This window comes from Curtobacterium sp. PhB128 (assembly GCF_004340725.1).
Classification (GTDB): Bacteria; Actinomycetota; Actinomycetes; order Actinomycetales; family Microbacteriaceae; genus Curtobacterium.
This window is the reverse complement of record NZ_SLUR01000006.1, coordinates 105,766-121,230: the sequence shown is the minus strand read 5'-3', so window position 1 is coordinate 121,230 and position 15,465 is coordinate 105,766. Positions and strand designations below refer to the sequence as shown.

Sequence of the window (15,465 nt, the reverse complement as noted above, 5' to 3'; positions counted from 1 at the left end):
AGACGGGTCTACGCGGCGGCCAGTACGGCGTGCACCCGCGCCACCCGCGCGAACCACCACGCCGTGCGCTCCGGCGACGCGGCGTTCCGGTCGAGCAGGTCCGCCGACACCGCGACCCGTCGCACCGGCACGCGGCCCCCGACCGGCAGCAGCGGGTCCACGGTGACGTCGGACGCGAACATCGCGGCGGTCCCGAGCCCGGCTGCGTACCCCGGGGACATCGCAGCCGCGGCGAGGAACGCGCCCATACCGAGCCCCACCGAGGTGTCGAGCGCGCTGGAGACCACGCACGGCAACCCGGCCTCGGCGATGACCGTCCGCGCCGCGGTGACGCCCCCGAGCGGTTGTGCCTTGACGACCAGGACATCAGCCGCTCCGGCTCGTGCGACGGCGAGGGGGTCGGCGGCCTTGCGAACGCTCTCGTCCGCGGCGATCCGCACCCCGAGGCCGTCGATCCGTGCCCGCAGCGCGGCGAGCTCCGGCACGGTCCGACAGGGCTGCTCGGCGTACTGCAGGTCGAAGGGGGCAAGGCGTTCGAGCGCCTCGGTGGCCTGGTCGACGCTCCACAGTCCGTTGGCGTCCACCCGGACGGCGGCCGCGGGGCCCATCACCCGTCGGACCTCGGCGACCCGGGCGACGTCCTCGTCGACGGTGGTGCCGGGCTCGGCGACCTTGACCTTGGCGGTGGTGCACCCGGGGTAGCGCGCGAGCAGTGCGGCGACCTGGTCCGGGGCGATCGCCGGCACGGTGGCGTTCACCGGCACCGAGTCGGCGGCGGCCTCGTGCTCGGTCCAGCCGAAGTCGATCGCGCCCCGGAGCCACGCGGCGGCCTCGGCGTCGGCGTACTCGACGAAGGGTGAGAACTCGGTCCAGCCCGAGGGGCCGCGGAGGACGAGCGCCTCGCGCGTGGTGATGCCGCGGAACCGCACCCGCATGGGCAGGGCGACCACGTGCGCGTCGGCGGTGAGTTCGGCGAGGTCGGGGAGCACGTCGGCCATCCTCCCACCGCACCCAGGGCACCTGCCGGTTCCTCGAAGGGGACCGCCAGGGCAGGGCATTAGCATGCATCGGTCGGCCTCGGTCGGCACTGGTCACGACCCGGATCGAACCGTCCGGAACGAGGGAGGCGCGGTGGCGCGGGAACCGCAGCAGCGTGCGCAGCGCCCCGGTCGCGACACCGACGAGTTCGCGCGGCTCATGCAGCAGAACACCGTCGACGTCCGCCAGACGGCAGGTCGGAAGCGCCGCAGCCCGATCGTCGGCAAGATCGCCCTCGGCCTCGCGGTGGTGTCCGCCGCGGTGGACGCCAGCGCCTTCGCGGTCTTCATGGGCGGTGACACCGAGTTCGCGTTCGGGATCTGCTTCGTCGTGGTCTTCCTGACGCTCATCGCGGCGGTGCTCGGCTTCGTCGCGGCCGTCGGTGGCCTCGGCCGGTGGTACGGGGCGATCGGCGTCGTGGTCGCCTTCTTCGCCAACCCGGTGATCCTCATCGTGATCCTGGTGTTCGTCGCACCCGAGGTCCTGACCGGCATGGGCGCCTGACCGGCGGCGGTACGTTGGGGGCATGGCTGCTCCCGTCTCCGACCTGTTCGACCCCGACGTCTGGACCGCGGCTCCGATCGCGGAGCAGTTCACGGACATCACGTACCACAAGCACGTCTCCAAGGGGATCGTCCGGGTCGCGTTCGACCGGCCCGAGGTACGGAACGCCTTCCGTCCGCGCACCGTCGACGAGCTCTACCGGGCGCTCGACGACGCCCGTCAGGACCCCCGCGTCGGCGTCGTCCTGCTGACCGGTAACGGCCCGAGCCCGAAGGACGGCGGCTGGGCGTTCTGCTCCGGCGGCGACCAGCGCATCCGGGGGCGCAGCGGCTACCAGTACGTCGGCGACGAGGGTGCGCCGCCCGAAGGAGTCGACCCCGCCGCCGCGCAGGCGTCGATGGGACGACTGCACATCCTCGAGGTGCAGCGCCTGATCCGCATGATGCCCAAGGTCGTCATCGCCGTCGTCCCCGGTTGGGCAGCCGGCGGCGGGCACTCGCTGCACGCGATCTGCGACCTGACCATCGCGAGCGCCGAGCACGGCAGGTTCAAGCAGACCGACGCCGACGTCGGGTCGTTCGACGGCGGGTACGGCAGCGCCTACTACGCCAAGCAGATCGGCCAGAAGTTCGCGCGCGAGGTCTTCTTCCTCGCGCAGGAGTACTCGGCGCAGCGCGCGTACGAGATGGGGGCCGTGAACGCGGTCGTCCCGCACGAGGACCTCGAGCGTGAGGCGATCCGCTGGGGCGAGATCGTCCTCGGCAAGTCCCCGACGGCGATCCGGATGCTCAAGTACGCGTTCAACGCCGTCGACGACGGGATGGTCGGCCAGCAGGTCTTCGCGGGCGAGGCGACGCGGCTCGCCTACGGCACCGACGAGGCCGTCGAGGGCCGCGACTCGTTCCTCGAGAAGCGCGCCCCCGAGTGGACGTCGTTCCCGTGGCACTACTGAGCCCGGCGGTGCCGGCATGACCCGTCCGCTGGTCGCGCTGGGCACGTCGGATCCGCTGGCGGTGCTCCGCGGCCTGGAGGCAGCGCTCGCCGGCGGCCCCGCGCTGCTCCCCGTCGCCGAGGGAGCACCGGCGCTGCCGACCCCGCCACCGGCCGAGGTCCGGCAGCGGGTCGCCCTGGTGGTCGAGACGAGCGGGTCCACCGGCACCGGCAAGCGCGTGGCCCTCTCGTCCGAGGCGCTCCTCGCCGGTGCCGCAGCGGCGGACGCAGCGCTCGGCGGACCGGGCAGCTGGGTGCTGGCGCTGCCCACGCACTACATCGCGGGCCTCAACGTCCTGACCCGCTCGATCGCCGCGGGGACGACGCCGGTCGTCGTGGCACCGGGGCACTTCGACGCCACGGCGTTCGCGGACGCCGCGGACCAGCTCGTCACCGGCCCAGCGGCTCCCCGTCGCTACACGTCGCTCGTCCCCGTGCAGCTCGCCCGCGTGCTCGACGACGACCGCGCGACGGCTGCGTTGGGCAGGTTCGACGCGGTCCTCGTCGGCGGGCAGGCGACCCCGGCGGCGCTCCGCGAGCGAGCGGTCGCCGCGGGCGTGCGCATCGTGACGACCTACGGCGCCAGCGAGACGAGCGGCGGCTGCGTGTACGACGGCGTGCCGTTCGGGACCGTCCGCACCGCGGTGGTGGACGACGAGCTCCAGTTGGCGGGTCCGATGCTCGCCGAGGGGTACCTCGGCGACGAGGACCGCACGGCCGCGACGTTCGGCGAGCGCGACGGCCTGCGCTGGTACCGCACGGGGGACGCCGCCACGGTGTCGGACGGGGTGGTCCGGGTGCTCGGACGCCTCGACGACGTGGTGATCTCCGGCGGCGAGAAGGTCCGGCTCGGCGCGGTGGAGCGGCTCGTGCGCGACCTGCCCGACCAGCACGGCGCAGTCGTCACCCGACGGGCCTCGGGGGAGTGGGGCGAGGTGCCGGTCGTCGTCACCGAGCGACCGCTCGACCTCGACACCGTCCGGTCCCACGTGGGCGACGCCCTCGGCCGAGCCGCACGTCCGGCCGCGGTGGTGGTGGTCGACCGGCTGCCGATGCTCGCGTCCGGCAAGCCCGACCGGCGGGCGATCCAGGACCTGGCGTCCTCGTAGGCCCGCGCGTCGGCACCGCGGTGCAGTGCGACGCGGCGCGGATAGGATCGGTGGTCGTGGCACGAACGAAGAACACGACGCACAAGCAGGGCCGCTCGGGCAACCCGGCGAAGGCTGCGACCCCGGTCCGCTCGAAGCGCCGGGCGACCGCGCGGGACTGGATCGGCGGGGCACGGCTCCGCACGCTGACGCTCGGTGTGGTCCCCGTGGTGCTCGGCACCACCGTGGGCTTCGTCGACAGCGGCACCACGGGCGACTTCGGCGCGTTCCTGGCGCAGGACGGGCACCTCGCCATCGCGCTGCTCGCCCTGGCGGTGGCACTGTTCCTGCAGATCGGCGTGAACTACAGCAACGACTACTCCGACGGGGTCCGCGGCACCGACGAGTACCGCGTCGGCCCCGCTCGACTGACGGGGGCCGGGCTCGCGAAGCCCCGCACGGTGCTGACCGTCGCGCTGACGTTCTTCGGGCTGGCTGCCGTCGCCGGGATCGTCATCGTGGTGCTCACCCAGCTGTGGTGGCTGCTGCTCGTCGGCGCCGCGGCCATCGTCGCCGCGTGGTTCTACACCGGCGGCAAGAAGCCCTACGGCTACAACGCGCTCGGCGAGGTCTTCGTCTTCGTGTTCTTCGGCCTCGTCGCCGTGCTCGGCACCCAGTACGTGCTCATCGGCCAGGCCACCACGAGCGGGTGGGCCGCCGCGGTCGCCGCCGGGTTCTTCGCCTGCGCGGTCCTGATGGTGAACAACATCCGCGACATCGACGAGGACCGTCTCGCCGGCAAGCGCACCCTGGCCGTCGTCGTCGGACGACCGGTGGCACGGGTGCTGTACGGCCTGTTCCTGCTGCTGCCGTACGTCGTGCTGCTCTGGTTCGTCCTGCTCTACTTCCGCACGGGCTTCACGTACTTCTCGCTGCTGCTGGCCCTGCCGGCGCTCGCGATCGGGGTGTCGTCGCGCAAGCCCCGTGAACTCATCACGGCACTGCAGCTGTCGTCGTTCGCCTCGCTGGTCTTCGGCGTCGTGCTCGGCATCACGCTCGCCGTCCAGCCGTAGGACTCCGCCGGACTACTCCGCGTCGGTGTCCCGGCGCGCGGCGTGCCGGTCGGCGTCCGACACCGGGCGCACGGTCGGCGTGTCCGCGGCGTCGGTGTCCGCCGCGTCGACGAAGTCGTCCTCGAAGTCGGTGTCCGCGTCGCGCTCCGGGCCACCGCGGCGGTTCGCCAGGCTCAGGGCGACCTTGGTGCGGAGTCCGGCGAGCGCGATGTAGGACACCAGCAGCCCGACGAGGGCGGCGATGATCGTCGCCCAGTACCAGGGCATCGGGGTCAGGAGCCGGAGGAGCACGAGCGCCGCCGCGAAGATGCCGAGCCGGGCCAGGGTGTAGAGGAACCACGCTTTCACCCTGCGAGTCTACGGACGGCCGACCGGCAGGGTCGTCACAGGCTCGCGACCTAGACTCCTGGGCATGGTCCGCTTGTGGTTGATCGTCGTCGTCGCCGCTGTCGCCTTCACGGTGTACGCGGCCATCGACTGCGCGACGATGCCCCGCGAACGTGTCCGATCCCTCAGGCGCGGTGTCTGGATCCTCCTCGTGATCGTCCTCCCCGTCCTCGGTGGGGTGCTCTGGTTCCTGCTCGGCCGCTCGCCGGCGTCCCCGGGCACGACCGCCCGGTACCGTGGACCCGAAGACGACCCGGACTTCCTCGGCACCACGCCCGTTCCGGGGGACACCCTCACGGACAAGGACCAGGACGACGCGACCCTCCGAGACCTCGAAGACCAGTTCCACGACCGAGACGACGACGGCCGCACCGATCGCTGACGGTCCCGCCGGATCGGGCAGTCCGGCGACGGACGCCGCCCTGACGCTGCTGCAGGAACTCGTCCGCGCCGGCGTCACCGACGTCGTCGTCAGCCCCGGCTCGCGGTCCCAGGCCCTGGCGCTCGCGGCCGTCGCCCTCGAGCGGGCTGGCGGCCTGACCGTCCACGTCCGGCTCGACGAGCGCACCGCCGGGTTCTTCGCCCTCGGGCTCGCGGTGGAGTCCGGTCGACCGGCCGCCGTCGTGACGACCTCGGGCACCGCCGTCGCCAACCTGCACCCCGCCGTCCTCGAAGCGCACCACTCCGGTGTCCCGATGATCGTGCTGAGCGCCGACCGGCCGGACGAGCTCCGCGGCATCGGAAGCAATCAGACCACCGTCCAGCCGGGGATGTTCGGCGACGCGGTCGCCTTCGTCCGCGACGTCGAGGCGCCCTCTGCGCACGGAGCCGACGCCTCGGTGCGTGCAGCGCTCCGCGACCTCGCCCGCCAGGCCGTCGCCGCGGCCGCCGGACACACCGGACAGCCGGGGCCGGCGCAGCTCAACGTCGCGTTCCGTGAACCCCTGTCCGCCGGCCTCGACGCCGACCGCGTGCAGGGCGTCCCCGACGACGAGGTCGACACCGCGTTCGCCACCCGTCGTGCGCACGGCGGACTCCCGGTGGCCGAGCTGTCGCCGGACGACGAACCGGGCACGGTCGTCATCGCCGGGCACGACGCCGGCGAGGACGCCGAGCGCATCGCGTGGGAGCTCGGCGCGCCCCTGCTCGCCGAGGTCTCCAGCGGCGCACGGTTCGGCCGGAACCTCGTCGTCACCTACCGCGAACTCCTGCGCGACCAGGACTTCGGCGGCTTGGTCCGTCGTGCCGTCGTGCTCGGCCACCCCACCCTCAGTCGCGAGGTCCCGGCGCTCCTGCAGCGGCAGGGGGTCGAGACGATCGTGGTCCGCGGACACGCGGCCGACCCCTTCGACCCAGCCCGCGCCTCCCGGCCCTCCGACACCACCTTCGTGTCCGACGTCCGCGTGACGGGCCGGACCCGGCCGGAGCACCGTGCGTGGGTCGGCCGCTGGGTCGGTGCGAGCCGGCAGCTGCTCGGCGACGGTGACGCGGGACCCGACCTCGGCGCCAAGCGGTCCCCGGACCGTGCCGAGCGCAACAAGTTCCTGCGCGACGAGGTCGCCCTCCGCCGCCGGCCCGTCGACCGCGCGATGCTCGCGGACGCCGTGTGGGGCGTGACGTGGCCGCACGACCGGCTCGTGTTCGGCGCCTCGCAGATCATCCGCGTCGCCGACGGGCGCGTGCTCGGCAAGAAGATCCGGGTGCACGCGAACCGCGGGCTCGCCGGAATCGACGGCACCGTGTCGACGGCGCTCGGGATCGCCGCGGCCCTCGAACAGTCGTCGGCGTCGGTCGGCACCACGCGCGTGCTGCTCGGCGACCTGACCCTGCTGCACGACCTCGGGGCGTTCGTCACCGGCACCGAGGAGCGCACGCACCGGGTCCAGGTCGTCGTCGGCAACGACCACGGCGGCGCGATCTTCCGCGGGCTCGAGGTGGCACGCACCACTCCACCGGAGGACATGCGGCGGATGATGTCGACGCCGCAGCACGTCGATGTCGAACGTGTCGTGACCGGCCTCGGCTGGGAGTACCGCCGCGCGGAGACGTGGGGCGACCTCGAGCGGGTGCTCACCGATCCGGCCGAGCGGGTCGTCATCGAGGTCCCGCTGGCCGACTGACGCGGCGCTCAGGCCAGCGCGTCGGTGACCGGTCGGAACTTCAGGGCGGTCTCGGCGACCTCGCGCGCCGGTTCCGACCCCGCGACGACGCCCGCACCCGCCCAGGCCCGGACGGTGCCGTCGTCGTCGATCCGGGCGCTGCGGAGCGCCAGCATCCACTCACCGTCGCCGGTGGCGCTCATCCAGCCCACCGGGCCGGCGTAGCGACCGCGGTCGACGCCCTCGAGCTCGGCGACGAGCCGGACGGCCACGTCGGTCGGGGTGCCCGCGACGGCGGCGGTCGGGTGCAGGGCGTCGGCGACGTCGAGCGAGGTGGTGTCCGGCGGCAGGGTCGCCTGCACGTCGGTCGCCAGGTGCCACAGGTTCGGCAGCTGCAGCCGGAACGGCTCGGGGTCGGCGCGCAACTCGGTCACGAGCGGGCGGAGCGAGGCGAGCAGGCTGTCGATCGCGAACGCGTGCTCGTCGACGTCCTTCGCGCTGGCGGCGAGGGCCTCGGCAGCGGCACGGTCCGACACCTCGTCGGCACCGCGTGCGGCGCTGCCGGCCAGCACCCGCGCCGTCAACCGGGTGCCGTCGGTGCGGGCGAGCGTCTCGGGGGTCGCACCGACCAGGCCGTCGACCGCGAAGGTGACGCACTGCGGGTAGGCGGCGGCGAGGTCGAGCAGCAGGGCGCGGTGGTCGGCGTCCGCTGGCATCCTGCCGACGAGGTCGCGGGCGAGGACGACCTTCTGCGCGCTCCCGGCGGCGATGCGCCGCACGGCCTCGGCGACGTTCGCGGCGTAGGCGGCCTCGTCGATCCGGCCGGGGTGCAGCGCGACGGAGACGTGTGGTCCGACGTGGGGGACCGGCACCGAGGTCCGCGTGAACGTGAGCGGCTCGGCGCCGACGGTCGTGTCGATCGCCGTGAGCCAGGCCTTGCCGCGCCGACGGCCGATGACCACGCGCGGGACGATCAGGACGCTCTCGTCGGCGGAGTCGTCAGCGAAGGCGAAGGAGCCGAACGCGACCAGGCCGGAGCCGCGCAGCTGCACCGGGTCGTCGACGACGGCCGACTCCACGACGGTGCGCCAGACCGCGGCGGCGTCGCGCATCCGGTCGGGGCCGGTGAACGTGAACCGCAGCGCCTCCCCGATGCCGACGATGCCGTCACCGTTCCGGACGAAGGCCAGGGGACGGTCGCGCAGGGTGTGGCGGAGGACGGTGCCCGGGTCGTCGAGGATCCGGGTGGAGACCGTCAGCGGGGGCGCCGCCGTGGTGGTTCGGGTCACGGCTCCGATGCTACGCGCGGTCGGTGGACCACCTGGCCGCGCGCTCGACGAGTGGGCCGTTGCTGCGAGTCCGGTGAACGTACGGTCGGGACCTCTAGGATTGGTCGGGTGAGCAGAGCGGACCTGAACAAGCGGCCGGACGAGGTGGCGGCGATGTTCGACGACGTCGCGGCCAAGTACGACCTCACGAACGACATCCTGTCGGCGGGCAACGCACCGCTGTGGCGTGTCGCCACGGTGCGGGCGGTCGACCCCCAGCCCGGCGAGAAGGTCCTCGACATCGCCGCGGGCACCGGGACGAGTGCCGCGGCCTTCGCGAAGAAGGGGGCCGAGGTCAGCGCGCTCGACCTCTCCGCCGGCATGATCGCGGTCGGTCGCGAGCGGCACCCCGAGATCACCTTCGTCGAGGGCGATGCCGAGCACCTGCCCTTCGACGACGACACATTCGACGCCGTCACGATCTCGTTCGGGCTGCGCAACGTGAACGACCCGAAGCAGGCGCTCGCCGAGATGCTGCGGGTCCTCAAGCCCGGCGGCCGAGTGGTCATCTGCGAGTTCTCGACCCCGCCGCGTGCGCTGCTGCGCCTCGGCTACGGCACCTACCTGAAGCGCGTGCTCCCGGGCATCGCGAAGCTCTCGAGCAGCAACCCCGCCGCCTACCGCTACCTCGCCGAGTCGATCGACGCGTGGCCGGACCAGCAGGTCCTCACCCAGTGGCTGCGCGGCGTCGGCTTCTCCGTGGTCGCCTACCGGAACCTCACGGCCGGTATCGTCGCACTGCACCGTGGCCGCAAGCCCGTCGCCGACACGGTGCGCGAGTCCGCGGCCCGTCGTGCGAAGGCACGCCGCGACCACCAGACCACCGGCGAGCAGCCGTGCGTCGACCCGGCCGACGACTGACCGGTCACCATCCCCCGAAGACGGAGCAGCACTTGAATCCGAGCGTCCCGGTCGCACGTCGCGCGCCGAGCCTCCGCGCCTCGCTGGGCATCGGCGAGCGGTTGTTCGCCACGCCCGCCGACCGCCGCTTCATCGCCGCCGTCGACGACGGTCTCGAACTCGTCGAGCAGGGGCTCGAGGACGCCATGCGGTCCACGGACACCCTCGCCGACACCACGAGCCGCTACCTGCTGTCCGCGGGCGGCAAGCGGATCCGTCCGACGCTGACGCTGCTCATCGCGCAGCTCGGCGACGGGGTGACCGACGCCGTGGTCAAGGCCGCCGTCAGCATCGAGACGACCCACCTGGCGTCGCTCTACCACGACGACGTCATGGACGAAGCGCCCGTCCGCCGCGGGGTCCCCGCAGCGCAGATCACGTACGGCAACAACGTCGCGATCCTGACCGGCGACCTGCTCTTCGCCCGCGCCAGCCTCATCACCGCCGACCTGGGCACCGAGGGCATCCGGATGCAGGCCGAGACCTTCCAGCGCCTCTGCATGGGGCAGCTGCACGAGACCACCGGCCCGCAGCCCGACGACGACCCGGTCGAGCACTACATCCAGGTGCTCAGCGACAAGACCGGCTCGCTCATCGCGACCGCCGCCCGCGCCGGTGTCATGTTCTCCGGCGCCGACCGTGCCTACCTCGACGCCGTCGGGACCTTCGGCGAGAAGGTGGGCGTCGCCTTCCAGCTCGTCGACGACGTCATCGACCTGGCACCGGCGACGGACAAGACCGGCAAGATCGCCGGCAACGACCTCCGAGCCGGCGTCGACACGCTGCCGATGCTGCACCTGCGTCGGCACGCGGCGACCGACCCGGCGGCGCAGGACCTCGTCCTGCGCATCGAGCGCGACGTGAACGGCGCCCCGGACGACGCGGTCGGCTCCGTGCCGTACCAGTCGGCCGTCGCCGCTCTGCGTGACCACGAGGCGACCGCGTCGACGCGCACGGTCGCGGTCCGCTGGGCCCGCGAAGCCGTGGACGCCCTCGCCCCGCTGCCCGACGGCACCGTCAAGCGGGCACTCACCCGCTTCGCCGACTCCGTCGTCGACCGCAGCCGCTGAACACCACCCGCGACCGGACGACCCCACGGTCGCCGCGCGGGACGCACCGCCGGGAGCACCCCACCCGAACGAACTGGAGACGATCAGTGCCCACCCTCCGAATCGCCATCGTCGGCGCCGGACCCGCCGGCATCTACGCCGCGGACATCCTGCTGCGCGAGGCCCACGGACACGACGTGTCGATCGACCTGTTCGAGCAGCTCCCCGCGCCGTACGGACTCGTCCGCTACGGCGTCGCCCCCGACCACCCGCGGATCAAGGGCATCGTCAACGCCCTGCGCGACGTACTCGACCGCGGTGTCGTCCGGCTGTTCGGCAACGTCCGCTTCGGCGAGGACATCACCCTCGAGGACCTCAAGAAGCACTACAACGCGGTCGTCTTCTCGACGGGCGCGATCAAGGACGCCGACCTGGACGTCCCCGGCGTCGACCTCCGGGGCTCCTACGGTGCCGCCGACTTCGTCAGCTGGTTCGACGGCCACCCCGACGTCCCGCGCACCTGGCCGCTGACCGCGGAGAGCGTCGCGGTGATCGGGGTCGGCAACGTCGCGCTCGACGTCTCCCGCATCCTCGCGAAGCACGCCGACGACCTGCTGCCGACCGAGATCCCGGCGAACGTGTACGAGGGCCTCAAGGCGTCGCCCGTCACGGACGTCCACGTCTTCGGCCGCCGTGGTCCTGCCCAGGTGAAGTTCACGCCGCTCGAGCTCCGCGAGCTCGGCGAGGTCCGTGACGTCGACATGGTCGTCTACGACGAGGACTTCGACCACGACGAGGCGTCGAAGACCGCGATCGCCACGAACAAGCAGGTCATGGTCATCAACCGGGTGCTCGAGCAGTGGCGCACCCGCGAGACCGGCCAGGCGAGCCGGCGGCTGCACCTGCACTTCTACGCGAAGCCGACCGAGTTCGTCGGCGACGAGCAGGGCAACCTCACCGCGATCCGGTACGAGCGCACCCGGCCGAACGGCGAGGGCGGTGTCGAGGGCACGGGCGAGATCCGCGAGATCCCGATCCAGGCGGCCTACCGTGCCGTCGGCTACTTCGGTTCCCCGCTGCCCGGGCTGCCGTTCGACGAGCGCCACGGCGTCATCCCGAACCACGAGGGCCAGGTCCTCGACGACGACAACCAGCAGATCCCGGGCGTCTACGCCACCGGCTGGATCAAGCGCGGCCCGGTCGGGCTCATCGGGCACACCAAGTCCGACGCCATGGAGACCGTGCAGCACATCGTCAACGACCAGGCGAGCTGGTGGACGCCGGAGGACCCCTCCGAGGGTGCGATCCCGGCCCTGCTCCGCGAGCGTGGCGTCGAGTACACCGACCTCGAGGGCTGGCACCACCTGGACACCCACGAGCTCGCGCTCGGTGCTGCCGAGGGCCGTGAGCGCATCAAGGTCGTGCCCCGCGACGAGATGATCGACGTGTCCCTCGGTCGCGTCGACGTGCCCACGAACTGACACCGATGACCGACACGCGCCCCGTCCCGCCCACCGCGGTGCGGGGCGCGTCCGTGTCCGGCGTGCGACTGCAGGGCGTCGACGTCGCGCGGGCCGTCGCGTTGCTCGGCATGATGGCCGCGCACATCGGCGGCATCGCGGACCAGCTCGACTGGTCCGATCCGTCGACGTGGTCCGCCGTGGCGCACGGGCGCCCGTCCACGCTGTTCGCCGTCCTCGCCGGCGTCTCGATCGGCCTGACGAGCGGTCGCACGACTCCGCCAGGGCCCCCGACGATCGGGCGGGTCCGGGCGCGCCTGGCGATCCGCGCCGCGGCCGTCGTCGCAATCGGGTTCGTGCTCATCGCCCTGGACACCCCGGTCTACGTCATCCTGCCGACGTACGGAGTGCTGTTCCTGCTGGTGATCCCGGTGCTCCGGGTCCGCCCGGCGTGGCTCCTCGCCATCGCGGGCGCCTGCGCCGTGTTGTCGCCGATCGTCGCTGTCTCGACCGCACCGGCCTACGCCGACGCGGGCATGGTCGGACAGCAGCTCGGCCTGGTCTACCCCGTGGTCACCTTCCTGGCGTACGTCCTGGTCGGTCTCGCCGTCGCCCGGGCCGGGCTGGAGATGCGGGGCACGCAGGTCGTGCTCCTCGCGTCCGGCGCACTGGTCGCCGCCACCGCGTACGTCGTCGGCACGGTCCTCGCGCCGCTTCCGTCGGGGGCCGCGTTCGCGTTCCCGGGGGTCCCGTACGCCGCCGAGGGCAGCACGCCGGCCGAGGCCCTCGCCCAGCTCTTCCTGTCACCGCGCGACCACTCGTCGACGACGGTGGACGTGGTCGGCACCGCGGGGGTGGCGGTGGCGGTCATCGCGCTCTGCACCCTGGTGTTCGACGGGCGCGGGCGGGTCGCCGAGCGGATCGCGTTCCCGCTCGCCGCCGTCGGGTCGATGCCCCTGACGATCTACTCGGGACACCTCGTGGTGATCGCGATGCTGCCCGAGTACCCGGAGTCGGCCGAGGCGTGGGGCTGGTTCGCGCTGGGCTCGGTCGTGTTCGCGATGGTCTGGCGCCGGTTCCTCGGCCGGGGCCCGCTCGAGCGGGCCGTCGCGGCCCTGGCGTCCACCGTCCCGATGCGCTGAGCGCTCCTGCCGGGCCGATCCGGTCCCGGAGCGCTGCCGCACGGTGCAGCGTTGTTCATTCACCGCGGGCTTGCCCGCTGGGTGACACGCTGTCGCGACGCACCGTGCTGCCAAGGTCGCACCGGGTGGAGGACGACGCACCGTGCGCGGCGGAGGCGAGCCGCGCCTCCCGGTCGTCCGCTACTGCAGCGCTGCCGTGAGCCGCGCGACGTTGTCGAGCACCTTGGACCGGCGCGGACGGTCGACCCACTCGTCGAGCGTCAGCTCGAAGCTGTGCTCCTTGTAGGCGTCCTGCACCTCGCGCAGGGCGTCGACGAAGCGGTGGCCTCGGACCATCACGGAGACCTCGAGGTTCAGGCTGAACGAGCGCATGTCCATGTTGCTCGACCCGATCACCGACACCTCGTCGTCGATGGTGAAGTGCTTGGCGTGCAGGATCGTCGGTGCCCGGTACAGCCAGATCCGCACACCGGCGCGGAGGAGTCCCTCGTAGTACGAGCGCTGCGCGTGCCACGTCATGGCGTGGTCGCCCATCTCGCCGACGAAGAGCTCGACCTCGACGCCGCGCTGGGCGGTCGTCGTGATGGCGTAGAGCATCGAGTCGTCCGGCACGAAGTACGGCGAGGTGATCGACACCTTCTTCTGCGCCGAGTAGAGCAGTGCGTTGAACAGGCGCAGGTTGTTCTCGCCGTCGAACCCGGGCCCGGACGGCACGACCTGGCAGTCGAGGGCGTCGCCGCGGTCGGCCCGCTGGACGGGGTCGCTCTCACGGAGCAGCAGTTCGTCGGTCTCGCTGTACCAGTCGGTGACGAACAGTGCGTTCAACCCCGCGACGACCGGTCCCTCGAACCGGGCGAACAGGTCCTTGTAGACCATGCCCTTCTCGATGTGCGACTTGATGTCGTACGAGGGGTCGATCAGGTTCTGCGACCCGGTGAACGCGACCGAGCCGTCGATGACCATGATCTTCCGGTGGTTGCGCAGGTCGGGGCGCTGGAACTTCCCCTGCAGCGGCAGCAGCGGGAGCATGAGGTGCCACTCGATGCCGGCGCGGTCCATGAACGCCAGCGTGTCCTTGTACCCGGGGTAACCGCGGCTGGCCCAGTGGTCGAGCAGGAACCGGACGGTGACGCCGCGGGCCTGTGCACGGGCGAGCGCGTCGAAGAACGGTCGCGTGGTGTCGTCGAGCGTCGCGATGTAGAACTCGACGTGCACGAACCGCCGCGACTGCTCGATCGCCCGGGTCATCTCCGCGATCGACTCCTCGGAGTCGGGGTAGAGCTCCGCCGAGTTGCCACCGACCAGCGGCATCGCGCCGAGTTCACGGTTCAGTGTGGTGATGCTCTCGAGCCACAGCGGCCACGGGTGGTCACGGCGCACGCGTTCGATGCCCTCGGTCTGTTCGAGGATGTACGCGTTGATCTCGGTCTGCTTCTCACGCCGCGCACGCGGCAGCTTCGTCGACCCGATGACCAGGAAGACGATGAAGCCGATGTAGGGGATGAGGAAGATCGCCAGCAGCCAGGCGGTCGCCGTCTGCGGCTTCCGGTTGATCGGGACGTAGATGATCGAGAAGACGCGGATCGCCAGGTCCAGCAGGACGGCCAGGACCGTGATCGCGACGGTGAGCCAGTGCTCCACGGACGTCAGCGGAAGTTGATGTACTGCAACGGGACGTCGAACTCTTCACCCTTGAGGAGCTGGATCGTGTTCTGGAGGTCGTCGCGGCTCTTCGAGGAGACCCGCAGTTCGTCGCCCTGGATCTGGCTCTTCACGGTCTTCGGGGCGTTGGCCCGCAGGAACGCACCGATCTTCTTCGCGACGTCCTGCTCGATGCCGTTCTTGAACTTCACCTCGATGCGGTACTCCTTGCCCGAGGGGTAGGGGTCGCCAGCGTCGAGGCTCTTCAGGCTGATGTTGCGCTTGATCGCCTTGCTCTGCAGGACGTCGAGGACGGCCTTCGCGCGCTCTTCCGAGTTCGCCTTGATGAGGACGTCCTCGCCGCTGAAGGCGACCGACGCGTCCGCGCCCTTGAAGTCGTACCGCTGCTCGATCTCCTTGGCCGCCTGGTTGAGGGCGTTCTCCGCCTCCATCTTGTCGACCTTGCTGACCACGTCGAAGGAACTGTCTGCCATGCCGGACAGCCTAACGGCGGACTGGAGGCCCGGTTCCGGTCGCGCAGATCGGTTCGCGGTGGTCACGACCACCGTTCCGGATCCGCTATGCTTTTGTGCGCGCCTTCGGTTGGTGATCACACCGGCTGGGTGCGCATGGCAAGTTACCCAAGCGGCCAAAGGGATCTGACTGTAAATCAGCCGGCGTAGCCTTCGGGGGTTCGAATCCCTCACTTGCCACCATCGCGAAGCCCCGTCCGACCCGGACGGGGCTTTCGTCGTCCCTGGCAGGA

The 15,465-nt window shown here is 71.9% G+C and carries 15 protein-coding genes and 1 tRNA gene; 11 read left to right on the top strand and 5 right to left on the bottom strand.

All coding sequences use genetic code 11. The annotated features are described in order from the left end of the window. Window positions 1–8 precede the first annotated feature (8 nt). A complete protein-coding gene (locus EDF23_RS11925; RefSeq protein WP_123938609.1) occupies window positions 9–998 on the bottom strand; it encodes an o-succinylbenzoate synthase in 990 nt (329 codons plus the stop codon). Window positions 999–1,131: 133 nt separating this feature from the next. Between EDF23_RS11925 and EDF23_RS11920 the strand changes: the two genes are divergently transcribed. Genes EDF23_RS11920 through EDF23_RS11905 form a run of 4 tightly spaced genes read left to right on the top strand, consistent with a single transcriptional unit; the run spans window position 1,132 to window position 4,693 of the window. Beyond that, entirely contained in the window at window positions 1,132–1,542 is a 411-nt protein-coding gene (locus tag EDF23_RS11920; protein WP_123292094.1) for a hypothetical protein, read from the top strand. Window positions 1,543–1,564: 22 nt separating this feature from the next. Beyond that, window positions 1,565–2,494, top strand: a complete 930-nt coding sequence (locus EDF23_RS11915; protein ID WP_111084280.1) for a 1,4-dihydroxy-2-naphthoyl-CoA synthase — start codon at window positions 1,565–1,567, stop codon at window positions 2,492–2,494. 16 nt (window positions 2,495–2,510) lie between these two features. After that, window positions 2,511–3,641: an AMP-binding protein gene (locus EDF23_RS11910; protein ID WP_131921757.1), complete on the top strand. Its 1,131-nt coding sequence runs from the start codon at window positions 2,511–2,513 to the stop codon at window positions 3,639–3,641. A 50-nt stretch (window positions 3,642–3,691) separates the two neighbouring features. Beyond that, on the top strand, window positions 3,692–4,693 hold the full coding sequence (locus EDF23_RS11905; RefSeq protein WP_123339055.1) for a 1,4-dihydroxy-2-naphthoate polyprenyltransferase: 1,002 nt from the start codon (window positions 3,692–3,694) through the stop codon (window positions 4,691–4,693). A 12-nt stretch (window positions 4,694–4,705) separates the two neighbouring features. Here EDF23_RS11905 and EDF23_RS11900 read toward each other — a convergent pair whose 3' ends face one another. After that, window positions 4,706–5,041 carry a DUF4229 domain-containing protein gene (locus EDF23_RS11900; RefSeq protein WP_131921756.1) on the bottom strand — a complete coding sequence of 112 codons (336 nt, stop codon included), beginning with the start codon at window positions 5,039–5,041 and terminating at the stop codon, window positions 4,706–4,708. Between the two features lie 64 nt (window positions 5,042–5,105). Between EDF23_RS11900 and EDF23_RS11895 the strand changes: the two genes are divergently transcribed. Further along, entirely contained in the window at window positions 5,106–5,462 is a 357-nt protein-coding gene (locus EDF23_RS11895) for a PLD nuclease N-terminal domain-containing protein (RefSeq protein WP_131921755.1), read from the top strand. After that, entirely contained in the window at window positions 5,455–7,200 is a 1,746-nt protein-coding gene (menD, locus tag EDF23_RS11890; RefSeq protein WP_131921845.1) for a 2-succinyl-5-enolpyruvyl-6-hydroxy-3-cyclohexene-1-carboxylic-acid synthase, read from the top strand. The genes EDF23_RS11895 and menD overlap by 8 nt, the downstream gene beginning before the upstream one ends. A gap of 8 nt (window positions 7,201–7,208) precedes the next feature. On the opposite strand, the gene EDF23_RS11885 is transcribed toward menD, so the two are convergent. Continuing rightward, window positions 7,209–8,468 carry an isochorismate synthase gene (locus EDF23_RS11885; RefSeq protein ID WP_131921754.1) on the bottom strand — a complete coding sequence of 420 codons (1,260 nt, stop codon included), beginning with the start codon at window positions 8,466–8,468 and terminating at the stop codon, window positions 7,209–7,211. Between the two features lie 108 nt (window positions 8,469–8,576). Between EDF23_RS11885 and EDF23_RS11880 the strand changes: the two genes are divergently transcribed. The 4 genes from EDF23_RS11880 (at window position 8,577) to EDF23_RS11865 (ending at window position 13,058) form a co-directional block, all read left to right on the top strand. Continuing rightward, window positions 8,577–9,368: a demethylmenaquinone methyltransferase gene (locus EDF23_RS11880; protein WP_131921753.1), complete on the top strand. Its 792-nt coding sequence runs from the start codon at window positions 8,577–8,579 to the stop codon at window positions 9,366–9,368. 32 nt (window positions 9,369–9,400) lie between these two features. Beyond that, window positions 9,401–10,477 (top strand): polyprenyl synthetase family protein, encoded by a 1,077-nt coding sequence (locus EDF23_RS11875; protein WP_111084273.1) that lies wholly within the window; start codon window positions 9,401–9,403, stop codon window positions 10,475–10,477. An 86-nt stretch (window positions 10,478–10,563) separates the two neighbouring features. Next, on the top strand, window positions 10,564–11,937 hold the full coding sequence (locus tag EDF23_RS11870; protein WP_123338847.1) for an FAD-dependent oxidoreductase: 1,374 nt from the start codon (window positions 10,564–10,566) through the stop codon (window positions 11,935–11,937). Window positions 11,938–11,942: 5 nt separating this feature from the next. After that, complete coding sequence (locus EDF23_RS11865; RefSeq protein ID WP_131921752.1) at window positions 11,943–13,058, top strand: heparan-alpha-glucosaminide N-acetyltransferase domain-containing protein; 1,116 nt, start codon at window positions 11,943–11,945, stop codon at window positions 13,056–13,058. A gap of 180 nt (window positions 13,059–13,238) precedes the next feature. On the opposite strand, the gene cls is transcribed toward EDF23_RS11865, so the two are convergent. Continuing rightward, a complete protein-coding gene (gene cls, locus EDF23_RS11860; RefSeq protein WP_123292102.1) occupies window positions 13,239–14,699 on the bottom strand; it encodes a cardiolipin synthase in 1,461 nt (486 codons plus the stop codon). A 5-nt stretch (window positions 14,700–14,704) separates the two neighbouring features. Further along, window positions 14,705–15,193 carry a YajQ family cyclic di-GMP-binding protein gene (locus EDF23_RS11855; protein WP_111084269.1) on the bottom strand — a complete coding sequence of 163 codons (489 nt, stop codon included), beginning with the start codon at window positions 15,191–15,193 and terminating at the stop codon, window positions 14,705–14,707. 137 nt (window positions 15,194–15,330) lie between these two features. On the opposite strand from EDF23_RS11855, the gene EDF23_RS11850 reads away from it, so the two are divergent. After that, window positions 15,331–15,415, top strand: a tRNA-Tyr gene (locus tag EDF23_RS11850). Window positions 15,416–15,465 lie beyond the last annotated feature (50 nt).